The 23,308-nt window shown below is 61.8% G+C and carries 18 protein-coding genes; 14 read left to right on the plus strand and 4 right to left on the minus strand.

Features of this window, described 5'->3' with window-relative positions; translation table 11 throughout:
- The first annotated feature begins 197 nt into the window (after window positions 1-197).
- The 6 genes from ACFFT4_RS19495 to ACFFT4_RS19520 all read left to right on the plus strand — a co-directional run bounded on the left by ACFFT4_RS19495 (window position 198) and on the right by ACFFT4_RS19520 (window position 6,862).
- A complete protein-coding gene (locus tag ACFFT4_RS19495; protein WP_378050486.1) occupies window positions 198-1,622 on the plus strand; it encodes a UbiD family decarboxylase in 1,425 nt (474 codons plus the stop codon).
- 127 nt (window positions 1,623-1,749) lie between these two features.
- The gene (locus tag ACFFT4_RS19500; protein ID WP_378050487.1) at window positions 1,750-2,529 is read left to right on the plus strand and encodes a LamB/YcsF family protein; all 780 of its coding nucleotides are present in this window, start codon (window positions 1,750-1,752) and stop codon (window positions 2,527-2,529) included.
- Between the two features lie 22 nt (window positions 2,530-2,551).
- The gene (locus ACFFT4_RS19505; RefSeq protein ID WP_378050488.1) at window positions 2,552-4,297 is read left to right on the plus strand and encodes an FAD-binding protein; all 1,746 of its coding nucleotides are present in this window, start codon (window positions 2,552-2,554) and stop codon (window positions 4,295-4,297) included.
- Window positions 4,284-4,595, plus strand: coding sequence for a 2Fe-2S iron-sulfur cluster-binding protein (locus ACFFT4_RS19510; RefSeq protein WP_378050489.1), 312 nt, complete (start codon window positions 4,284-4,286; stop codon window positions 4,593-4,595). The genes ACFFT4_RS19505 and ACFFT4_RS19510 overlap by 14 nt, the downstream gene beginning before the upstream one ends.
- A 35-nt stretch (window positions 4,596-4,630) precedes the next feature.
- The gene (locus ACFFT4_RS19515; protein ID WP_378050490.1) at window positions 4,631-5,590 is read left to right on the plus strand and encodes a substrate-binding domain-containing protein; all 960 of its coding nucleotides are present in this window, start codon (window positions 4,631-4,633) and stop codon (window positions 5,588-5,590) included.
- A gap of 78 nt (window positions 5,591-5,668) precedes the next feature.
- Entirely contained in the window at window positions 5,669-6,862 is a 1,194-nt protein-coding gene (locus ACFFT4_RS19520; protein WP_378050491.1) for an LLM class flavin-dependent oxidoreductase, read from the plus strand.
- Window positions 6,863-7,011: 149 nt separating this feature from the next.
- On the opposite strand, the gene ACFFT4_RS19525 is transcribed toward ACFFT4_RS19520, so the two are convergent.
- From ACFFT4_RS19525 to ACFFT4_RS19540, 4 genes are read right to left on the minus strand one after another with little or no spacing between them, the layout of a single operon-like run.
- Window positions 7,012-8,394, minus strand: a complete 1,383-nt coding sequence (locus tag ACFFT4_RS19525) for a sulfatase family protein (protein WP_378050492.1) — start codon at window positions 8,392-8,394, stop codon at window positions 7,012-7,014.
- 37 nt (window positions 8,395-8,431) lie between these two features.
- Entirely contained in the window at window positions 8,432-9,271 is an 840-nt protein-coding gene (locus ACFFT4_RS19530; protein ID WP_378050493.1) for a carbohydrate ABC transporter permease, read from the minus strand.
- A complete protein-coding gene (locus ACFFT4_RS19535; RefSeq protein WP_378050494.1) occupies window positions 9,268-10,146 on the minus strand; it encodes a carbohydrate ABC transporter permease in 879 nt (292 codons plus the stop codon). Before ACFFT4_RS19535 ends, ACFFT4_RS19530 begins: the two co-directional genes overlap by 4 nt.
- A 4-nt stretch (window positions 10,147-10,150) precedes the next feature.
- Complete coding sequence (locus tag ACFFT4_RS19540) at window positions 10,151-11,503, minus strand: ABC transporter substrate-binding protein (protein ID WP_378050495.1); 1,353 nt, start codon at window positions 11,501-11,503, stop codon at window positions 10,151-10,153.
- A 310-nt stretch (window positions 11,504-11,813) separates the two neighbouring features.
- On the opposite strand from ACFFT4_RS19540, the gene ACFFT4_RS19545 reads away from it, so the two are divergent.
- The 8 genes from ACFFT4_RS19545 to ACFFT4_RS19580 all read left to right on the plus strand — a co-directional run bounded on the left by ACFFT4_RS19545 (window position 11,814) and on the right by ACFFT4_RS19580 (window position 23,269).
- Entirely contained in the window at window positions 11,814-12,575 is a 762-nt protein-coding gene (locus tag ACFFT4_RS19545; protein WP_378050496.1) for a response regulator transcription factor, read from the plus strand.
- The gene (locus ACFFT4_RS19550) at window positions 12,572-14,335 is read left to right on the plus strand and encodes a sensor histidine kinase (protein WP_378050497.1); all 1,764 of its coding nucleotides are present in this window, start codon (window positions 12,572-12,574) and stop codon (window positions 14,333-14,335) included. The genes ACFFT4_RS19545 and ACFFT4_RS19550 overlap by 4 nt, the downstream gene beginning before the upstream one ends.
- A 58-nt stretch (window positions 14,336-14,393) precedes the next feature.
- The gene (locus tag ACFFT4_RS19555) at window positions 14,394-16,043 is read left to right on the plus strand and encodes a helix-turn-helix domain-containing protein (RefSeq protein ID WP_378050498.1); all 1,650 of its coding nucleotides are present in this window, start codon (window positions 14,394-14,396) and stop codon (window positions 16,041-16,043) included.
- A 98-nt stretch (window positions 16,044-16,141) separates the two neighbouring features.
- Window positions 16,142-17,167, plus strand: a complete 1,026-nt coding sequence (locus tag ACFFT4_RS19560) for an ABC transporter substrate-binding protein (RefSeq protein WP_378050499.1) — start codon at window positions 16,142-16,144, stop codon at window positions 17,165-17,167.
- A 13-nt stretch (window positions 17,168-17,180) separates the two neighbouring features.
- Window positions 17,181-18,233, plus strand: a complete 1,053-nt coding sequence (locus ACFFT4_RS19565) for an NAD(P)/FAD-dependent oxidoreductase (RefSeq protein ID WP_378050500.1) — start codon at window positions 17,181-17,183, stop codon at window positions 18,231-18,233.
- Window positions 18,234-18,607: 374 nt separating this feature from the next.
- Complete coding sequence (locus ACFFT4_RS19570; protein ID WP_378050501.1) at window positions 18,608-20,422, plus strand: sensor histidine kinase; 1,815 nt, start codon at window positions 18,608-18,610, stop codon at window positions 20,420-20,422.
- Window positions 20,415-21,446, plus strand: a complete 1,032-nt coding sequence (locus ACFFT4_RS19575) for a response regulator transcription factor (RefSeq protein ID WP_378050502.1) — start codon at window positions 20,415-20,417, stop codon at window positions 21,444-21,446. The genes ACFFT4_RS19570 and ACFFT4_RS19575 overlap by 8 nt, the downstream gene beginning before the upstream one ends.
- Before the next feature lie 149 nt (window positions 21,447-21,595).
- Window positions 21,596-23,269, plus strand: coding sequence for a type 2 periplasmic-binding domain-containing protein (locus ACFFT4_RS19580; RefSeq protein WP_378050503.1), 1,674 nt, complete (start codon window positions 21,596-21,598; stop codon window positions 23,267-23,269).
- Window positions 23,270-23,308 lie beyond the last annotated feature (39 nt).

Here is a 23,308-nt window from a genome sequence, read left to right on the forward strand (position 1 = left end):
ATGTTCAAAAAGTCCGGTTTTCAGCACCGAGAATGTTGGATGAAGACCGGTGATGAGGAACGGAGTGTAGGAAAACCTACATGAGTACCGGAAGATCCGGCTGAATTCAAGATTCGACGTCGAAACCGCTCCTTGCATCGCTTCGTGATCAAAATTGGACTTTTTGAACTACCTTATATAGAACAGGAGTTGGCAACATGGCCCAGGATTTAAGAACCTACCTCCGTCAGCTGACGGAGCTCGACGAACGCAGCGTCCGGCTTGTGGACAAGGAGGTCGATCCGAAATTCGGCATTACCGCCTACGCCGCCGCGCTGGCGGAGAAGGGAGATTACCCGGCCCTGCTCTTCGAACGCGTCAAAGGCTCGGAGTTCGCCTGCGTCTCCAACCTGCTGACCTCTTACGAGCGCATCGCCCTCTATCTGGGCTGCGAGGTGTCGGACATCCCGCGGGTGTACGGGGAGAAGCTGAAAAAGCCGGTCGCCCCGGTTGTCGTCGAACGCGCGCAAGCGACCGTCAAGCAGAATGTCATCGCCGAAGAGGACGTCGACCTGGGTAAGCTGCCGATTCCCGTTCACAACGAGATGGACGGCGGGCCGTACCTGTCCGCCGGCGTCATGATCATCCGCGATCCGGACTCCGGTCTGATCAACGCGGGCATTTACCGCCATCAGATTTTCAACGAGCGCGACATGGGCGTCTGGTTTCTCGGCGCCCACCACGGCGGACTGATCTACAAGAAATATAAGAAAATGGGCAAGCCGGCGCCGATTGCGATCGCGCTCGGCCACCATCCCGGCTTCGTGATGGGAACCGTGTCCCGGGTGCAGGGCATCGGCGGCGAGTACGAGGCCGCGGGAGCGCTGATGGGCGAGGCGCTGGAAGTCGTGCAGGCGGAAACGTCGGACCTGCTCGTGCCGGCTCACGCCGAGCTGATTCTCGAGGGCGAAATTTTGCCGGACGAGGATCACGTGGAAGGGCCGTTCGGGGAATGGCCGGGCCACTATCTGGGCGGCGGCTCCGTGCCGAAGATCCGCATCAAGCGCATTACGCACCGCAATCATGCGATTTTCCAGGACATCGTGGCGTCGGGCCGCGAGCACCTTGTCGTCGGCGGCGTACCGCGCTCCGGCAGCATCTACCAGACGGTCAAGCAGGTCGTGCCAAGCCTGAAAACCGTTCACGTGCCGTTCTACGCCCGGATGCACTGCTACATCTCGCTGCACAAGGAGCGGGAGGCCGACGTGAAGAAGGCGGCGTTCGCCGCGCTGAACACCGAGCAGGAAAATCTGCGGCACATTGTCGTCGTGGACGACGATATCGACGTGTTCAACGGCGAGGAGGTCGCCTGGGCGATCGGCACGCGCTTCGACGCGGAGCGGGACCTGCTGGTCATTCCGCGCTGGAACGGACCGGGCGGCCTGCTGCCGACGAACTGGGAGTATAACGCCGAAGGCAAGAACACGCCGCGGATGTCCAGCGCCGCGATCGTCGACGCCACCAAGCCGGCGCCGCCGGTCGTCTTCCCGAAGCGCGCCCGCGTGCCGCGGGAGTTCATCGAGCTGGCCGACCTGCAGGCGCTGCGCGAGCCGGACAAGGCAGCGCACGACAAGTGGTTCTAAGCGGTTCAAGCCGCGCGGCAGCGTCCGGGCGGCCCTTCGGGGCCGCGGCGCCGCCGCGCGGCTTGGCGTCCGCCTGACAAGAATGCGGGATCACGGGTTCACAACTAGCAACGGGAGGTAAACGAACATGAAAGCTGTAGATTTGAACTGCGATTTGGGAGAAAGCTTCGGCGCGTACAAGCTGGGGCGGGACGAGGAAATTTTGAAGCACGTGACGTCGGCGAACGTCGCCTGCGGCTTCCACGCCGGCGACCCCGCCACGATGCGCCGGACGGTGCGGCTGGCGCTCGATAACGGCGTGGCGATCGGCGCGCATCCGGGGCTTCAGGATTTGATCGGCTTCGGCCGCAGGGACATGGACATCAGCCCCGAAGAGGCCTACGACCTGGTCGTGTATCAGCTCGGGGCGCTGTGGGGCTTCGTGCGCGCGGAAGGCGCTTCTCTCCAGCACGTGAAGGCGCACGGCTCGCTGTACAATATGGCGTCCCGCAGCGCCGGCCTGGCGCAGGCGATCGCCGAGGCGGTGTACCGGGTCGATCCGTCGCTCGTGCTGTTCGGACTGGCCGGGGGCGAACTGATCAAAGCCGGTGAGCGGATCGGCCTGCGCACGGCCAGCGAAGTGTTCTCCGACCGGACGTATCAGAACGACGGCTCGCTCACTTCGCGCAGGCTGCCGGATTCGGTCATTACCGACGACGATCGCGCGCTGAAGCAGGTCATCCGCATGGTATCGGAAGGCAAAGTCCGCACGCAGCAGGACGCGGATATCGATATCCGGGCGGATACGATCTGCGTTCACGGGGACGGCGTGCGGGCCGTCGAATTCGCGGGACAGATCAGAAGCTCTCTGGGCGAAGCCGGCATTGCCGTACAAGCGGTCGGCGCGACTCTGGCAGGGAAGCCATAAACGAAAGAAAGGAGTGGCGCGCGTGAATACGTTGCAGTTGCAGACCGACGTGCTGATCGTCGGAGCGGGAGCGGCCGGGATGATGGCCGCCAGAGCCGCGGCGGACGAAGGCGCCGACGTCATTCTGACGGACAAAAGCCTGATCGGCCGCGGAGGGGCGACGATTCTCGCCCAGATGACGGTGGCGGTGGCGCTTGGCGAAGCCGAGGAGGACAGCCCGGACGTTCATTTCGAGGATACGATGAAGGGCAGCCGCGGTCTGGCCGATCCCCGCATCGTGCGGGCGATTGTCGACCGCGGGCCCGAGGTTATTCTGGAGGCGGAAAGCTACGGCGTAAGATGGGCCAAAACGGCGGACGGCCGCCGCTCGCAGGCGTTCGCGCCGGGACATTCCCGCGCCCGCTGCGTATACGTGGACATTCTCAATACCGGCGGAGCGACCGCCAACGGCCTCAAGAAGGCGATCTGGAAGGACACGCGGATTCGCCGTCTGAAAAACATCATGATTACGAAAATCGTCGTCGAGGACGGCCGCGCCGTCGGCGCCGTCGGCTTCGAGATGGAGGAGCTGCGTCCGGTCGCGATTGCCGCCGGCACCGTCATTGTGGCGACCGGCGGACTGACGGAGGTATACGAGCGCAACAGCGCTTCGACCAACATGACCGGCGACGGCTACATGCTGGCCGCCGAGGCGGGGGCGGAGCTGCGGGACATGGAGATGGTGCAGTTTTTCCCGATCGCGCATCTGTTCCCGCCGCTCGTCGGCATCGATCCGATCATGTGGGACCCGTTCCGCTACAAGCTCGGGGGACGGCTGCTCAACGGCGAGGGCGAGGAGTTCATGCATCGCTACAACGGCGAGGTGGCGGGCAAATATACGGCGGCGCGCGACCAGACGACGCTGGCGATTTTCCGCGAGGTGGAGGCGGGACGGGGCACGCCGCACGGCGGCGCGTATCTCGACTTCCGCATGGTTCCGGAGGAGAAGCTGAAGGAGGCGTTCGGTCCGGTCATCGGCATTCTGGCGAACCAGGGCCTCGACTTGACGCGCGACATGGTCGAGGTGGCGCCGATGGCGCACTTCATGCTCGGCGGCGTGCGGGTGGACGAGCGGATGCGCACCCGCGTGCCGGGGCTGCTGGCCGCGGGCGAGCTGATCTACGGCATGCACGGCGCGAACCGGCTGTCCGGCAACGCGATTACCGAGGCGCTCGTGACCGGCCGGATCGCCGGGGAGACCGCGGCGCGCGCGAAGGCCGACGGCTCCGCATCGGCGGAAGCCGAAGCCGCCGTGCTGCGGTCGCTGGAGGCGGAGTGGAAGCGGCTGGAGGCGTTCTGGCACCCGGCTCCGACAGAGCGCGACACCGCTTCTCTGCTGACGTTCAAGCGCAAGCTGCAGCGGATCATGTGGAAGGGAGCCGGCCCGCTGCGGACCGAAGAGAGCTTGAAGGCGGCGCTGGCCGACGTGCGGGCGCTGTACGGCGAGCTGGACGCGATCGCGCTGGCGAAGCCGGGCAGGTACGCGCTGCCGCTCGTCGAGAAGCTGGAGGCCGCGAACATGCTCCGGGTCGGGGAAGCGATCGTTCTGAGCGCGATCGAGCGCCGGGAGACGCGCGGCGCGCACGTGCGGCTCGACTACGAGGAGACGCTGGAGACGCCGCAAGGCTCAAGCTTGTCGCTGGACGGCGACAACGGCGGCTGGAAGCGGACGACGACGGCGCTGCCGGGCGCCGAAGAGGAAGGAGGCAAGCCCCATGTCCACCGTTAAATTGCAGCTGACCCGCGGAGAGATCGGCGAGGAGCCGTCCGTGGAGACGTACGAGGTGCCTTACCGGGACGGCATGAGCCTGCTGGACGCCTTGTTCTGGATTCGCGAGCACGAGGACCCTTCGCTTGCCGTGCGGTATTCATGCCGCTCGGCCAACGCGTGCAAGGAATGCTCGGCGGTCGTCGACGGCAAGGCCGGTTTTCTGTGCAGCATCCGCGCCCGATCCGGGAGCGAGGTTCGCGTCGAACCGCTGTCCGGAAGATCGTGGATTAAAGATTTGGCGACTTCGCTCGACTGACAGCGAAGCCGACTGCAACGAAGGAGCGATGACGAATGACGGAACCCAAGCTGACGACGGCGATGTCGGAGAGCGACCGGACGCTGAAGCTGCTGTCCGGCGCGCGCCGCCTGCCGGGCTTCGAGCTGGAAGTCCGCCGGGAAACGGTGGAGCAAATGTTTATCAATCAAATCTCGCAGGCGTCGTACGACATTTCGGAGCTGTCGCTTGCTTCTTATCTGATTGCCAAAAGCGGAGGCGATACCCGTCTGACGGCGATTCCCGTATTCCTGTCCCGTTCCTTCCGCCACAACGCCATCTACGTGCGCGCGGACAGCCCGTGGCGTCATCCTTCTGAGCTGAAGGGACGGCGCTTCGGCTTTCCGGAGTTTCAGATGACGGCCGCCGTCTGGGTGCGCGGCATGTTCCGGGAGGAATGGGGCCTCGGCCAGGGCGACCTGGAATGGTTCACCTTCCGGCCCGAGCGGGTTCCGGTGGACATTCCGGCGACGCTGACCGAAGGCGATCTGTTCGAGGCGCTGGTCGAGGGCCGGGTGGACGCCGTCATGTCGGCGCGCCGGCCGCCGGAGGCGCTGTTCCCGGCTTCGGGCGAAGGCGGCGCGGTGCGCCGGCTGTTCCCGGACGTATGGGACGCGGAGCGGGAGTATTACGGGCGCACGGGCATTTTCCCGATCATGCATCTCGTATCGCTCAAGGCCGATGCCGCGCAGCGTTATCCCGAGCTGCCCCGGCAGCTGTACGAGCTCATGCTCGGCGTCAAGAACGAAGGCATCGCCGGGCAGCTCGAGACGATCAAGAACAACACTTCGGACCCGTGGGCGTGGGAATCGGTCGAGCGTTCGTCGAAGCTGATGAACGGCGACATCTGGCCTTACGGAACGGCCGCCAACTGGGCGCAGATCGTCAAGTTCATGGCGTATTTGCGCGAGGACGGGCTGCTGAAGCGCGAGCTGGCACCGGAGGAAGTGTTCCACGCTTCGCTGCTGGATACCTGAGACATTCGCGGACGGACGTCGCCGCTTAGAGCGGATCGACGTTCGCCGACCCATTTTTACGGATAGGAGCCAAAAGACATGAGCGCATCCCAACAATCGCAAACGCCGCTCTGGACGACGGAAGAACCGCAAAACCATCCCGACAGCCCGCTGTCCAGAGCGTTCGCCCAACCGCTGATGCTCGGCCTGTTTTTGCCGCTGCAGACGGGAGGGTGGTCGCAATCCACGCTGCCGCGGGGCACGGACTGGACGTTCGAATACAACGCGAGACTGACGCAGCAGGCGGAGAATCTCGGCTTCGACGTCGCTTTCGGACTTTCCCAATGGCTGCCGAAGGGCGGCTTCGGCGGAGAGACCGGCTACCGGGAAAACTTCCTCGATCCCTTCGTCTCGGCGGTCGCGCTCGCCTCGGTGACGCGCCGCATTTTGCTGATGGGCACGATTCACATTTTGTACGGCCCGTGGCATCCGATGCATCTGGCCCGCTTTCTGGCGACGGCCGATCATATTTCCGGAGGGCGGTTCGGGGCGAATATCGTGACCGGCTACGCCGAAAACGAACCGCGCATGTTCGGCATGACCCGCGCCGAGCACGATTTGCGCTACGCCCAGTCGTCCGAATTTACGCAAATCTGCAACGCGCTGTGGTCGGGCGTCGACAATCTGACGTACCAGGGGCAATTTTACGCTCTTGAAAATGCCTACGTATCGCCAAGACCGCGTTACGGCCGGCCGGTGCTGGCTACCGCGTCGGGCTCTCCCGCCGGCTTCGATTACGCTTCCCGCTATTCCGACATCGTGTTCGTGTCCAGTCCGGCCGGGGAGAAGCTGGCCGACGCGCTGCCCAAGCTGCCGGCGCACGTCGCGACGGTCAAGGAAGCGGCGGCCGCGCGGGGCCGCCAGGTGCGCGTGATCATCAACCCGACGATTATCGTGCGGCCGACGCGCGAGGAAGCATACGCCTACTACCAGTCGATCATGGACCACGCCGACCTCGGCGCGATCCGCAATTTCAGCTCGCGCCACGCCGCCGGAGACAGCCAGTCGTGGCTGGAGCATTCGGCCAGAGGCCGGGCCGTCGGCGGACATCTGCACATCGTCGGCTCGCCGGAGGAGGTCGCGGAGCAGCTTCGCCAGCTTCACGCCTCCGGCATCGACGGCATCCAGATCACCTTCTACGACTACGAGCCGGAGCTTGCCTACTTTGGCGAGAGCGTCATCCCGCTGCTCGAGCAGATCGGGCTGCGTCATCCCGTCGTTCCGCTCGACTGAATCCGAGCTCGCTTCGGGCGGGCTTGCGGCCGCAGACAGCAGGGGCTGTTCCCCAAGCAGGGACGTACAGGATTATCGATCGCCGATAATCGTTCGGTACGTCTCTTCTTGCCTGGGGAACAGCCCCTGTGCGTTTTAGCCCGGGAATATCAGTAAATGTCCGCCGGATCGACTCTAAGCTGTCCGGAGGAGACCGGAGGGGCCGGCTCGATAGTCGGCTCGGTTTCCCCGGCCTCCCGCATCCTCCGGATCAGCGTGCCGCGCAAAACGTCCGATACCTTGCGGTGGGAGGCGAAGCCGGCCAGGTTGGTCAGCTCGTACGGGTCGGCGTACAGATCGTATAAATACTGTTCGACGTAGCGGTCCGCGGAGGCTGCCGGCGGAGCGGAGCCGTCCGCGGCCGTGACGCCGTATTTCCAGCGGCGCGTTCGGATCGCCCGGCCGGTCTGCGACTCGCTGATCTGCACGAACACCTCGTCGGGCCACGACCGGTCGCGACCTCCCCGCAGCAGCGGCAGAACGGAACGGCCCTGCATATGAGAGGGTACGGGAAGCGAGGCTCCGTCAAGCAGCGTCGGAGTCAGATCGACCAGGCTGACCAGCTCCCGGATACGGCCGCCTCCGGTGAACGGGCCGCCGTACAGGGCGGCCGGAATGCGGATGGAGCTTTCGTGGCAGGAGCGCTTGTATTCCGCATTGCGCGTCTTGAAATGCGAGCCGTGATCGGACGCGAACAGCACGATCGTGTCGTCGGTCAGCCGCAGGCTGCGCAGCGCGTCCCGAATGCGGCCGAGCGCTTCGTCGAGCCGCTTCACCATGCCGTAATAGCCGCCGAGATGCTGATGGGCGGTTCCGCCGAGCGCGGCGAGATCGGGCGGTATCCATCTGCCGGTGTACGCGTCGCGGTAAATGTCCGGCGCCGGATAATCGTCGCGGCGGTTCTGGTGATGGGGCTCGAGGAAGGACAGAAACAGGAAAAACGGCTTGTCCTTGCGCTCGTCGATAAACCGCACCGCCGCGTCCGTCAGCGCGTCCACCCGGTAGCCCGGCAGCTGGACGGGCCGTTCGTCGTTGTCGTACAGCCGCGTCTCGTACGCGTCCGACGTATGCTCGAGGGCGTCCGCCGCCAGCCAGTAGCGATAGCCGCCGCGCAGCGGCTCGGGAACCGGCCGGTCGCGGGTGACGGCCAGATGCCATTTGCCGATATACCCGGTGTCGTAGCCGGCTTCGTTGAAGCTGTGCGCCAGCGTGGGCAGGTCCTGACGCAGCGGGATGCCGTTGCGGTAGCAGCCGGTTTCGGTGGCGTACAGGCCGGTCTGCAGGCTGGCGCGCGCGGGCGTGCAGACCGGCTGGCAGGTGAAGGCGAACTCCAGATGCGTGCCGTCGCCGGCCATCCGGTCGAAGTTGGGCGTCAGCCCCAGCGGATTGCCGTGCGCCCCGGTCGTATCCCAGCGCTGCTGGTCGGTGAAGAAGACGATTACGTTGGGCTTCCCGTCGGGCCGTCCGGCGGTTTTCGCAGTTTGGTTCGTCATTTGCGTTCCTCCTCCATGTGAAAAATGAACAACCGGGTCAGCCTTTCAACCCGGTCGTGGAAATGCCTTCGACAAAATAGCGCTGCGCCAGCAGAAACACGAGCACGCAGGGCAGAATGGCGACGACGGACATCGCCATCACCTGATTCCAGTGCACCGCGCCTTCGTTGTCCAGCGTCAGGCGCAGCCCGAGCGACACCGGAAATTTGGATACGCTGTTGATGTAGATCAAGGCGTTGAAAAACTCGTTCCAGGTCCAGATGAATTGGAACAGCCCGGCCGTAATGAGCGCCGGCAGGCTCAACGGCGCGAGCACCCGGATCAGAATGCCGAGCGAGCCGCAGCCGTCCATGACCGCCGCCTCGTCCAGCTCGCGGGGGATGCCGCGCAGAAACTGGACGAGCAAAAAAATAAAAAAGGCGTTCACCGCCAGCAAAGCCGGAATGTAAAACGGCAAATAGGTGTTCAGCCAGCCGAAGTCGCGGAACAAAATGTATCGCGGGATAAGCACGACCGCGTCCGGCAGCATCAGCGTCGAGATCATCAGCGCGAACAGCAGGCGCTTGAGCGGAAACCGGAAACGGGCGAAGCCGTAGGCGACCAGCGTGCTGGACAGCACCGTCAACGCGGCGACCGGGACGACGAGCCGCAGCGTGTTGCGGAAGAACGTTCCGAAGCTGTTCGGGCCGATGCCGCGCCAGCCGTTGACGTACGAATCCCAGACGAACGAGGACGGCACGAGGCTCAGCGACGAGAACACTTCCGCGTTCGGCTTGAACGAGGCTGAAACCAGCCAGACCAGCGGATAGACGAACAACAGGCCGAAGGCCGAGAGCAGCGCGACGATCGTCAGATTGCGCCGGAAGGTCATCGTCATAGTCGTCCGCCTCCGTCCTCGTAATACGTCCAGCGTCCCGACAGCTTCATCAGAACGTACGTTACCGTCATCAGAATGAGAAACAAAATCCACGACAAAGCCGACGCGTAGCCCATTTTGAAGTAGTGAAAGGCGTTGTCGTAGAGCATCAGCCCGTACACGTACGTGGATTTCACCGGCCCGCCGCCGGTAATGACGAACGCCGCGGTGAACTGCTGGAAGGCGCCGATCGTCTGCATGACGAGATTAAACAAAATGACGGGCGTAATCATCGGCAGCGTAATATGGAAGAACATGCCGATCCTGGACGAGCCGTCCGCCCGGGCCGCTTCGTACAGCTCCTTCGGAACTTGCTTCAAGCCGGCCAGAAAAATAATCATCGACGAGCCGAACTCCCAGATCGGCAGCAGCGCGATCGTGAACAGCGCCAGCTTCGGATCGCCGAGCCAGTCGACAGGCGGGACAGAGGCGGATGCCAGCGCGCGGTTGACCAGCCCGTCGCGCATGAACAGAAACCGCCACAGCACGGACACCGCGATGCTGCCCCCCAGAATGGAGGGCAGATAGTAGACGGTCCGGAACAGGGAGATGCCGCGCACCGGCAGGCTCAGCACGAGCGCGACCAGCAGCGCGAACGCGAGCTTGCCGGGGACGGCGATCGCCACGTAGACGGCCGTCGCCTTCAGCGACTTGTAGAAATCGGGATCCTTGGCGAAGATCCCGACATAGTTTTGCAAACCGGTCCATTGCGGCCCCCGAACCATGCTGTAGTCCGTGAAAGAGTAGAAGAGCGAAGCCGCGAACGGATACAGCGTCAGCACGAGAAAGCCGATCAGCCATGGACTGATGTATGCCAAACCGATATATTTCTTCATCGTTCTACTTGATGTCCTTCAGCTTGTCGGCCAGCCGGCCGATCAGCTGCTGCGCGGCTTGCTCCGGCGCAAGCTGCCCGAACCCGACCTGCTGCAAATAATCGGTGGCCAGATCGGCCAGCTCCTGGTTGCCGCTGATGCCGTTCACCGGATCCCCGGGATTATCCAGCGCCAGCTTGACCGCCTTGGCGACCGTCGGATCGATCTTGTCGTTTTGCACGAGCAGCTCGGCATTGCTTTCCACCGGAGGCACGCTGTAGACGTCGCCGAGCAGGAGCGCGGCTTCGGGATCGGTCAGCAGCCAGTTGGCGAAGCGGGCCGCCTCCTCGGGGTGCTTGGACGCTTTGCTGATCGCCAGCGGATTGCTCGGGTTGACGAGCACGGCCGACGTCTTGGCGTTCGCGGGAATCGGATACGCAGCGACGTCGATGCTCGGATGGACCGATTTCAGAGCGACGAGCGTGGAGGCGAGGCCGAAGCTCATGCCGATGTCGCCCTTCTGCCAGCTTACGTTTTGCGTAATATCCGGATACAGGCTGCTCTCCGCCAGCGGCTGGAGCACGCCGTCGTCCAGCAGCTTCTTGTAGTAGGCCAGCGCGTCGGTCAGCGCGTCCTGATCGAAGCCGAGCGTTTTGTCGTCCTCAATCCACTGCTTGTCGGTTTGCTGGCGCACGTAAGGCTGGAGAAATCCGCGCACCTCCAGCGAAGCCAGCAGGTAGGCGTTCGGGTCCTGCTCGTGAACGCGCTTGCCGATCGCGTGAATCGTCTCCCAATCCCATTTCGTGTCCTCGGGAATGCCGAACCTGTCGAAGAAATCCCGGTTATAGGCGATAACCATGCCGTTGACGCCCATCGGCAGGCCGACCAGCTTGCCGCCGAACACCGTATACTTGTTCAGGAAGTCGGCGTCGAAGGCATCCAGGTTCAATTGTTCCCGCAGCGTGTACAGATCGAGCACCAGATCGCCTTTGACGGCGATATCGTCGATCCAGTCGACCGACAGCGGAGTCAGATCGGGCGCCGTGCCTCCCGAGAACTGGGTGACGAGCTTCTGATAATAGCCGTCGAAGCCGCTGTATTCCGGCTCTATGGTGATATTCGGATATTTCTGCTCATACGCATCGATAGCCGCCAGCAGCGCTTTATGCCGGTTCTCCGAGCCCCACCAGGAGAAGCGCAGCGCTACTTTCTCTCCCGCGTTGCCGGCGTCCGCCGTCTGCGTGCGATCGGGAGACGACGCCGAGCCGCTCGGAGCGGCGTTGGAATTGCTGCCGTTGTTCGCGCCGCAGCCCGCCAGCGAAATCGCCAGCGGCAGAATGAAACACATAAAAGCGATCTGTTTAATTGGTTTTTTCATGGCCGATATCCTCCTCAAGTCGAATCATGCTCATGTAAAAATATAATCGGAATAGTCGGAAATAAAAAGGGGCACAAGTTGACATTCGGGGGCGGCGCGCGAGGTTTTTCGAGGGAAAAGGTATCTTCAAGCGGGGAATGGGCGGATTCGGAGTCGTTTTCCCGCTTGGGCAGTCGGTAGACCGGAACGAGCGGAGAAGCCGGAGGCGCAAAGCATTTTTCTGTACAAGGCCGAAAAAATTCGCTATCTTTAATATATCCGATAGGATTACTTTTAATTGATGCGGCTGACAGGCGGGAGTGGAACGACGATGTACAAGCTGGTAGTGGTGGACGACGAGAGCGAGATTCGCGAAGGCTTGCTGCGCTTTTTCCCCTGGAAGCAGCTCGGCTTTACGGTGGCGGGCGCGTTCGGGAACGGCGCCGAGGCGCTGGACTATATTTCGGCCCATCCGGTGGACGTCGTGCTGAGCGATATCGCGATGCCGGTCATGGACGGACTGGAGCTGGCCCGCCGCTTGCACGAGAGCGGCCGCGGTATCCGCCTTGTGCTGCTGAGCGCGCACAAGGAATTCGAATATGCGCGGCAGGCGCTGGCCTATGAGGTCAAGAGCTATATCGTCAAGCCGACCGGGTACGAAGAGCTGCACGAGGAGTTCTCCAAAATCCGCGCCGAGCTGGACGAAGCGGCTGCCGGGCGGGAAGGGGACTCGGCTTCGCCTGACGGAGCTTCCTTTCACGAAAAAGTGATCGATACGATCAAGCGCTACGTGGAGGAGCATTACGCCGAGGCGTCGCTCGACGAGGCGGCGCGTCTCGTGCGGATGAATCCGGACTATGTCAGCAAGCTGTTCAAGACGAGAACGGAGCGGAACTTTTCGGATTACGTCGTCGAGATCCGGATGAAGAAAGCGGCTGAGCTGCTTCGGGACATTCGCTACAAGACGTTCGAGGTCAGCGAGAGGGTCGGCTACAGCTATCCGAAGAACTTTACCCGTACGTTCAGAAAAATATACGGAATGAGCCCCAGAGAATACCGCAACGGCGGAGCGGACGAGAGCGACGAAGAATGAAAACCCCTTTTTTCTTGAAAAATTTGCTGTTGTTCCTCGCGCCGCTGCTCATTCCGGTCATTATTCTGGGTACGCTGTCGATCGTCGTGACCAAGCAATACATTCGGGGCGAGATGAACAAGAGCAATCTGGCGCTGTTCAACCAGATCGACCGTCAGATGACGGCGCTGACCGACGAGCTGGATTCGCTTTACGTCGGCATGGGCAACCCGGAAATCGTCTTCCGATTGGGAGAAATGATGAGAACGCAGAGTCTGAAGCTGGAAAACCTGCGCTTGATGAAGACGATGCTTAACTATTTGAACGGTCCCGCCAATGCCAAGCCTTATATGGAGTCGATCTACGTATACGTCAATAACGACCACGGCCAGTTTCTGGCCAGCGGGGAAGGGCTGGTGCGGCTGGAGGGATTCAGCGACGCCGCCTGGCTGGACGGCTATGCCGCCCACGCGGAACAAACGGACGTCTGGACGGAAGCCCGGCGGATCAGGCGCTATGCGTTCGAAGCGCCGACGGACGTCATCACGCTGTACCAGAACCTCGTATCCAACGTGAACAATCGTCCCGGCGGCGTTATCGCGATCAATATCGACACCGGCTATATCGAGAGGCTGCTGGCCGATCTGACCGTCTATGCCGGCCAGGAAATCCGCGTGCTGGACGGGGGCGGAGAGACCGTGTTCCGCACGCCTTCGCGGCTGGAGACTCCGCTTCCGCCGCCCGGCGGCGGGGCGTATTCAGAGCGACCGGAAGCGTGGCGCGCGGAAGGGACGTCTTACCTCATTTCCCGGTTTCAGGCGAAAAGCGGATGGACGTACGTCTCGATTACGCCCAAAAGTTCGCTTAACCGCATCCCGTTCCAGCTGAGCGCGCTGACCGTCTTTTTCGTGCTGCTGTCCTTCTCGCTCGGTCTCGCCCTGACCTGGCTGCTGACCAAGCGCAATGTCAGGCATATCCGGCGCATCGTCTCGCTGATCCAGCACGCCGAAGCGGGCGCGCCGCTGCCCGAGGCCGCCTCCGGCCGCCGGACGGACGAATACGGCTATATCGCCCAGGGGATCATCAAAAACTTCATCGAGCGAAATCATCTGAGCGTGCGGCTGACGGAGGAGAAATACAAGCTGCGAACGGCCGAGCTGCTGGCGCTGCAGGCACAGATCAACCCGCATTTTCTGTTCAACACGCTGCAGACGATCTACTGGAAGGTGCTGCGTCTGACCGGCAGGCCCAACGAAGCGAACGCCATGCTGGAAAGCTTGTCTTCGCTGCTGAAGTATTCGTTGGACACGCCCAACGAGATTGTCCCGCTCGAGCAGGAGATCGAGTCCGCCAAAACGTACATCAGAATTCAGAAAACGAGGTACAAGGAACGGTTCGAGACGATTTGGCAGTACGACGCCGAGGACCTGCGCGGCGCCGGAATCATCCGGCTGCTGCTGCAGCCGTTGATCGAGAACTGCATGAGTCACGGGCTGCGCGAGGAAGGCAGGCTGCGGGTCAAGATCAAGCTGATCCGCCTGTCCGGTCAGCTCCGCATCGTCGTCATCGACGACGGTCCCGGCATGGAGGCGAATCAGCTGGGGGAGCTGCGCGCGCGGATGGAAACGGAGGACGAAGTATTCCGCCATATCGGTCTGTTCAACACCTCCAGGCGGATCAAGCTGACTTATCCGGCCTCCGCAGGCTTGACCATCCTCAGCAAGCGTGGCCGGGGGACCGTCGTGGCGATTACGTTGCCTTTGCGGCCGGTTCCGGGCTAAAATCAAATCATCATTAAAGGCTTGTCGGACCTAACCGCAGACGGAAGGTGTTACGAACATGGCTGATCCCAGTCAGTCGCTTTACGCATTTCAATCGATTGCCCGCGTCTTTTGCGGTCCTCGCCAGCCGGAGCGCAAGCTCCGGTCGGCGTCGGCCTGGATGCTGGTCGCCGCGGCCGGAAGCGGCGCCGTTTTCGCCGAGGGGCGGCGCTATACGCTCGCCTCCGGAGGCGCTTTGACGGGCGGCCCGGGCAGCATCGTCCTGCAGGCGGAGGACCGCGCGGAGGGAGAATGGAAGCTGTATTTTGTCGAGTTCGTTCCGATTCGGCTGACTTTCCCGTCGCCCGAACGCCTGTCGGCGAAAGTCGAGGAAGGTGGCAGTCCCTGGACCGGCTGCAGATTCGCTTCGGACGCGAACGAATTGGGAACGCTGGCGGAGCGTCTGCACACGGCCGTCCATATGAATCTGGATTCTCCGCAGCACGGCTTGAACGCGCATGTGCTCGTGCAGCAGATGGTGCTGTGGTGGCTTGGCGAAGCGGAGGAGAGCGGCGGGCGGCAGCGCACGACCGATACGGCGGTGCTCGCGGCGCTGCGCGACATGGAAAGCCGTCTGGGCGAGCCGTGGACCCGCGAGCAGCTCGCCGCGAAGGCGGGAATCGCGCCCGCGTATTTCTCCGTTTACTGCCGCAAGCTGACCGGCCTGTCGCCTTCGGTGTACCTGGAGCGGCTGCGCGTGCATCGCGCGGCCGAGCTGCTGCTGCAGAACCGGGACCGCAAGGGAGATATGGCCGACATCGCCCGTCGTTCGGGTTTTCGGGACGCCTGGTATATGAGCAGAAGGTTTCGCAACATGCAGGGCGCAGGTCCGACTTCCTATCGGCGCGATTTCGTTCCGGAGCGGGTTGCGACGCTCGAATATCCGTATACGAACCATCTGCTTGCCCTCGGCGTCAAGCCTGCGGCGGCCCGCTTCGGAGGCGCGGGCGAGGCGATCCGTCCCGGGGACCGGGAAGGAATCGCGGAAATTCCCGCGCTGCTCTCCGAGGAAGGCCGCAAGCAGCTGCTGCTGCGCCATGAGCCGCAGCTCGTCGTAACCTACGGCTCCGAGCCGCTCCGGGACGGCATGCGTTCGGTGGCGCCGGTCGTTCATCTGCCCTGGCTACCTATGAACTGGCGGGAGCATATGCAGGCGTTCGGACGACTGCTGCGCAGAGAGGCCGAGGCGGCCGAACGGATCGCCGCGTTGGACAGACAGGCCGAGACGATTCGGGATCAAGCGCATCGCCTCTTTCCACCGGAAACGACGATAAGCCTGTTCAAGATCGAAAACAAGCGCTGCTATTTGTACGGCATCCGGGACATGGGCTGCATTTTCTACGAGTTCCTCGGTTATTCCCCGCATCCATACATGCGGCGATGTCTGGAGCAGGATACCCGTCTGCACAGCGTGGAAATTTCCCTGCGGCAGATGGCCGACTACGCCGGAGATTTGAACTTTGTCGTGCTGTATCCCGACGAGGGCGGGCAGGGCGACTTCCTGCGCGCGAACGAGCATTGGCGGGATTTCGAGGTCAAGGCGGGACGGGCGATAGCGTATATGGATTACCGGGAATGGCTGCACTACGACCCGCTCAACTTCGCGCTGCAGTTGGAGAAGGTCGTCCCCCTCCTGGAACAGCAGTCGCAATGGATTTTAACAATATGACCAGCAACTTTTAATAATCGGTTATAGCGGACGGACTTTCTTCCTTCTACAATGATGATTATGATTCTCATTATCAACATTGGCGGAGGGAACAGAAGATGCGCAAGAAAATGATCGCGATCGCGGCGCTGCTGCTTACGGTCGCGTTAATCGCGGCTTGCGGCCGCGCAAATGAAACAAGCCCGCAGCACTCGGCAACGTCGGCGGAGGAAAGCGCGCCCTCGTCAAGCGCTCCGGCGAAGAGCTCGCCCGCGGCCGCCGAGGAGCAGCCGGCGGAGAGAACCGTCGCGACGGTGAACGGCGACGTGACCATTCCGGCCGAGCCGCAGCGGATCGCGGCCACGTATTACGCCGGAGAGCTGGCGGCGCTCGGCATTCGGCCGGCCGGCACAGTTACGCGGCTGCTGGGGGAGGCCAGTCCGAATCTCGCCGCTTATATGGAGGGATCGGCGGATATCGGCAATTTCCCGCCGAGTCTGGAGGCGATCGCCGCGCTGGAACCCGATCTGATTCTGGCGACCGATTTTGACGGCATCGAATACGCCGATTATGCCAAGATCGCCCCGACGATCGTCCTTCCGTGGAGCAACGACGACGTCTGGACGAAGCTGCGCACGATCGCCGGGCTGCTCGGCAAAGAAGCCGAAGCGGAATTGTTTATCTCCGGATATGAATCGCAGGCGGCCGCGGCTAGGGAGAAAATTCAAGGCGCGATAGGCGCGGACGAGACCGTATCGATTATCCGCTTCTTCGGCAGCTCGATCCGCGTGTACGGCGGACGGGATATCGGCCACGCCTTCTACAACGGGTTGCGGCTTGCTCCGCCGCCGACGATCGCCGCGGCGATGGCGCAAGACCCGAACTTCACCAGCACGGAGAACGTAACGTTGGAAGAGCTTCCCGACTATGCGGGGGACCGCATCTTCGTAGTCGTGACCGACGAGGACGGAGACAAAGCCTACAAGGAAGCGCAGAAGCTGGCGCTCTGGTCCGCGCTGCCCGCGGTTGCCAACGGCTTCGTCTATGAGCTGCCTGCGAACAAGTGGTTCGCCTACGATCCGATATCCGTGCAGGCCACCCTGCAGGAGGCGGTCGACTTTCTGACCGCCGGCAAGCGGGAATAGGGAGGCGGGCGAGATGACAGCGGAACTGGAACTGTATGACGTAACCATAGTCGGCGGCGGGCCGGCCGGTCTGTACGCCGCGTTTTACAGCGGCATGCGGGACATGAAGACGAAGCTGATCGAAGCGCAGGACGAGCTGGGCGGCAAGCTGTTGATCTACCCGGAGAAAATGATCTGGGACGTCGGCGGCGTGACCCCGATCCGCTGCGACCGATTGATCGCGCAGCTGATCGAGCAGGCGCGGACGTTCGAGCCGACGATCGTGCTGGGACGCCAGGTGACCGGCTTGCAGCGGCTGGACGACGGAACGATGACCCTCGAGACGGACAACGGGGAGAAGCATCATACGAGAACGCTCATTCTGGCCTTGGGCTACGGCGTGCCGCGTCCGGCCAAGCTCGAGCTGGAAGGGGCGGATCGTTACGAGGTGACGAACCTGCACTACACCGTCACGAGTCTGGAGAGCTTCCGCGGCAAACGGGTGCTGCTGTCGGGCGGCAGCGACGCGGCTGTAGACTGGGCGATGGAGCTGGAGCCGTACGCCGCCGGCGTGACGATGGTGCATCGGCGGGAACGGCTGGGCGGCCACGAGAAGAACGTCAGGTCTGTCATGGAATCGACGATTCGCGTCATGTCGCCGTACGTCATCGAACAGCTGCACGGCGAAGGGGACAGAATCGCGGCCGTGACCGTCCGGAGAGTGAACGCGGTGGGCGAGCCGACAGAGGAGACCGAACGTCTGGAGGTGGACGCCGTTCTGATCAACCACGGCCACCCGGGCGACTTCGGCCCGATCGCCGACTGGGGGCTGGAGCGGGAGTACGCCAACATCCGGGCCTACGAACGGATGGCGACGAGCCTGCCGGGCATCTTCGTCGCCGGCGACACCGCCAGCTATCCGAACAAGCTGAAGCTGATCGCCGGCGCGTTTAACGACGCGGCGGTGGCGGTCAACGGAGCCAAGCTGCTGCTGGAGCCCGGAGCGCCCTCGATGGCTTACGTGTCCTCCCACAACGGCTTGTTCAACGAGCGGAACAAGGCGCTCGCGGCGAAGCAGCGGTCATAAACGACGAATAAGAACGGGACTGTCCCGCATCGGGGCAACAGGTATTATCGAGATAGAACAGGGGGATGTATCTCCGCTTTGGGGTCCCCGGAAAGCAATCGGAACAAGCTGCGAAGCTTCCCGTTGCTCTCCGGGTACGCTGCGGCGGCAGGAGATACATCCCCCGTTCGCGTTCCTCGATCATTCTATCTGTTGCCTTTTGACGTTGCGTGGGAAGCCCCGGATTTATTTTAGGCAAGAAAAACACAACATAGTAGAGATAACGACAAGCGGGGGCGGGAGGAGCGTCGTCCCGGGCCGCATGCGCCGTGTTATACTGTAAGCGTTATTTCGGAAGGCGACGCATCTTGGCGAGGCTCGGGAGGAGATGGGCGGTGGCTTATTTTCGGGACATGTCCCTTAAGCTGAAAGTTTATTTGCTCATGCTGGCGATTTCCATCATCGTGGTGGTTATGGGCATGTTATGGTATACGATTTCGGCCAAAGCGATCGAGAAGAACGCGATCGATTACACGAATCAGGTCGTCGAGCAGGTGAATTCGCATCTGGACACCTATTTCGAGAATATCCAGGAGCTGACGTTCCCGCTGCTGGCCGCGCCGCTTACGCAGAAGTTTCTCAGCTCGACCTTTGACGATCCGTACGTGCGGTACGAGCTGTCCGTGGCCATCGACAAAGAGCTGCTGACGCCGATTCTGATCAACCGGGAGAACATTCACAGCATATCTCTCGTATCCGGGCAGGCGGTCGCCAGCTCCAGCACGAGCTACCTGTCCGCGGAGGAGCGGTACGCGGATTACATGTCGCGTATCCCGGAGACGGGCAAATATCAGATTATGGGCCAGGAGACGATGATCAACACGAACGTCATCGCCATGGCGATCCGGTTTCTGGACATTCAGAAGGAGAAGGCCAGCGGTCTGCTCATCGTCGACCTGAAGCTCAACGAGATCATCCGCATCTGCCGCAGCGTCACCTTGGGACGAACCGGCTTTATGTGGATCGCCGACGAACAGGGCAACATCCTCTATCACCCCGACGACGTTCTGATGAAGGGCCGCAAGCTGCCGGAGTACGTCTCCGAGGTGTTCAACAAGGAGAGCGGCTCCAAGGTGATCGACTCTCCGGACGGCAAGAAGCTCGTGCTGTTCAATTACTCGGCCAAGACGAATCTCGTGCTCGTATCGGAGGTCCCGATCCGCGAATTAAACGCGCCGCTGGTCCGGTTCAGCCGCATGTCGATTCTGATCGTGATCGTGCTGATGCTCGCGCTGTCGCTGGTCATCCTGGGGGTCATCGTCCATCCGCTCACCAGCTCGCTGCTGCTGCTCAAGAAGCTGATGTTCCGGGCCGAGCGGGGAGATCTCGACGCCATGGCGCCGGAGGATCGGAAGAACGAGATCGGCAGCCTGTTTCTGAGCTACAACCAGATGGTCAGGGAGATCAAGCATCTGATCAACATCGTGCAGCATGCGCGGCTGAAGGAGAAGGAAATGGAAGTCAAGCAGAAGGAATCGCAGCTGCGCTACATGCAGTCGCAGATCAACCCGCATTTTCTGTACAACACGCTCGAGGTGGTCAATTCCAACGCGATCGTCGAGGGCAACTTCCGAATCAGCAAAATGATCGTTTCGCTCAGCGAAATTTTCCGGTACAGCGTCGGCAATCCGGGCGAACGCGTATCCTTGCGGCAGGAAGTCGAGCATACCCGCTTTTACCTGGAAATTCAGCAGGAGCGGTTCGGCAGCCTGCACACGGACGTGCTCATCGACGAGCCGGGCCTCACCTCCGTGCCGGCCATTCGGCTCATGCTCCAACCGATTGTCGAGAACAGCTTTAAGCATGGCTACGAGCGGCATCGGCTTAAACCGGTTTATATCGGCCTGTTCGGACGCGCTACGGCGATCGGCTACGAGCTGCTCGTCACGGATCGGGGCGGAGGCATGAGCGCGGAGACGATGGAGCGGTACAACGCGTTATTCGACTGCTCCGAGAGGGAGGCGGCGGAAGTCGAGCGGCATATCGGGATGTGGAACGTTCACAACCGCATCCGCATGACCTTCGGCGAGCCGTACGGTCTGCATATCGTGCGTTCGGACAAGAACGGCACGGTCGTTGCCATCCGTCTGCCGATCGCGGCGGGAGAGAGCGGAGTCAACCACGGGGAAAAGGGGAATTTCTATGCTTAAAGTCATTACGGTGGACGACGAACGGGCGGTGAAGCAGGGGCTGCGGAAAATCATCGAGCTGAACTGTCCGGGCTTTACGGTCGTAGGCGAGGCGGAGGATGGACAGGAGGCGCTCGAGCTCGTCGACCGCTGCGACCCGGATGTCGTCATTACGGATATTATGATGCCGGTGATGAGCGGACTCGAGCTGATCTCGCGCATCCGGCAGCGAAGCGAAGCGATCGAGCTGATCGTCATGTCCGGCTACGACGATTTCAAATACGCGCAGGAGGCGCTGCGCTACGGCGTCAGAGACTATTTGCTCAAGCCGATGAACGTCGAGGCGGTGAGCAAGCTGCTGAACGGGCTGCGGGATTCGCAGCTTCGCCGCAGCGCCGATCTGGAGCGGTACAGAAGCTGTCTCTGGGAATGCACCGCGATCGTCGAGCGGCTGGCAGACCAGCTGTGGCAGCTCGACGAAGCGGGCAAGGCGCGCAGCTTGGCGGCCATAGCGGAGCGGATCGGGGAGGCGCGTCTGACGGACGGCGAACAGGCGCAGCTGCACGGCGATCTGGCCGCCTGCTTGCGAAGATTGATCCGGGAGCGCGGACTCGAGACTCAGGAGACGACAAGGCCGTTCGAGGGCGGGGCCGAAGGACTCGGGCGTCTGGCCGGCTTCTATGCGGACGCGATCCGCTCCGGGCGCAACTGGGGCCAGCGATCGGCGATCCGCGCCGCGCTCGCTTACATTCACGAGCGTTATCCCGACCCCGACTTGTCGCTTGAGGAGATCGTCGCGCTGACGGACGTGTCTCCGGCCTACTTCTACAAAATGATGAAGGAAGAGACGGGACGCAACTTCAAAACCTATTTGATCGAATATCGGATCGCCAAAGCCAGGGAGCTGCTGCTTGGCGGCGACCTGAAGACGTACGAGATCGCCGAGCGGGTCGGCTATCCGGACTATCCGCATTTCGCCAAGCTGTTCAAAAAATACGTCGGACTGTCTCCGAGCGATTTTCGCAAAAATATGGGCAACTACTGAAAACGCTTTACGACGGGTAGCGAAAAGCGCAACTTTTCGAAGGTAACGACATGTTCCGATGGGCCGGCGCCGTCTACAATGGCAATTACGAGGCGGATGGCGAAGACCGGTCCTGCCGAGGCTATCGCAGAAGAGGGGAGTTTACGCGAGTGAAAAAGACATCGAGCATCATCATGACGGCAGCGCTTGTCGTCGGACTGTTGGCGGGCTGTTCGTCCGGGAAGGAGGAGGGACCGGCGGCGTCTTCGGCGCAGCCGTCGTCTTCCGGAGCGGAAACGACGGGAGAGACGAACGCGTTCGGCTGGGTCAAGCCGGGACAGACGACCGTCATCGATTTCTACCAGGCGGATCGGGACAATCCGGACAAGGTGGCCCGCGATACGGTGCGACTGCACGATTACTTGCTGGCCAATTTTAACGTGGATCTGAAGAAAACCGTATACGACGTCGATCCGAAGGAACGGCTCAACCTGATGCTCGCCTCCGGCGAGTACCCGGAAGTCATCGCGGCGATGGACGACGATACGGTGGACAAGTGGAAGGCCCAGGGCAAAATCATCGACTTGACGTCGTATGTCGACCAATACGGGCAGAACATCAAGAAAGCGCTCGGCGACAAATACAAAACGTATCTGGACGAGGAAGGCAAGCTGTGGGGCCTGCCCCGCGGCTGGGGTTATCTTCCGGGACCCGACTTTACGGCCCATATCCGCTTGGACTGGTACGAGGAGCTGGGCTCGCCGAAGATCGAGACGCCGGAGGATTATTACGGGGTGCTGAAGCAGATGGTCGCGGCGCATCCGACGAACGCCCAGGGCGAGAAGGTGTACGCGCTCTCCTGGAACGACCAGGTCAACATCAACAACGTCATGGGCATCTGGGGGCTGAAGGACGGCTACAAGGAAGACGCCGACCACAACCTGACGCACTGGCTGAACACGTCCGAAGGCCTGGAGGCCGCGCGCTTCTACAACCAGGTATATCGCGACGGGCTGCTCGATCCGGACCTGTTCATCAACAAATTCGACGATTGGAAAACGAAGTTCACGAACGAAAGAATCATCGGCCATATCGGATCGTGGTGGCAGTCCTGGAACGCCGGACACGAGATTTGGCGCAATACGGTCGCGGATTACCAGGACGACATGCGCTACGTCCAGATCGCGATCAAAGCGGCGGACGCGGAGGCGGCGTATCTCTCGCCCAAGGATGCGAGAGGCTGGAACTACACCGTATTGACCGACAAAGTTAAAAATCCGGAAGCGATTATTAAGTTTCTCGATTTCACGATGTCTCCGATGGGAACGCGCCTGCTCGGATGGGGGGTGCCGAACGAGGAGGATTCGCTGTGGAACTACGAGGAAGACGGCAAGTGGAGCTTTAACGAGGCGCAGAAGACCGCGCTGCTCGACGGCACGTTCGATTACGAGAAAGCCGACCAGCTCGGCGGCAACCGCTACTGGCTCGTGCACGGGCAGGGCCTGCTGGACGACGACAACAAGAGCACGGCCTGGTACGACCAGAACTTTATCGAGGAAGACAAGTGGAAGAAGCTGATGTACGACAATACGAAGGACACGATCTACGACAATACCGCCCGCCGGGTCGTCTTCTCCGTCGACAATCCGTACACGCTCGTCAACCAGCAGATCGAGGACCTGGTGAAGAACGGCTTCGCCCAAGCGGTTACGCGGAAAACGGAAGACGAACTGGTCAATACGTTTAACGATCTGAGAGACAAAGCGAACAAGCTCGGCCTGCAGGATCTGGAGAAATACAGAACCGAAGAGTACAAGAAGCAATTGGCAATTTTGAATCAATAGGCCGTCCGCAGCAAAGAGGAAGAGCGCCGGAAGCGCGGC

It is taken from the genome of Cohnella cellulosilytica (assembly GCF_042431195.1).
In the GTDB taxonomy this organism is placed as follows: Bacteria; Bacillota; Bacilli; order Paenibacillales; family Paenibacillaceae; genus Cohnella; species Cohnella cellulosilytica.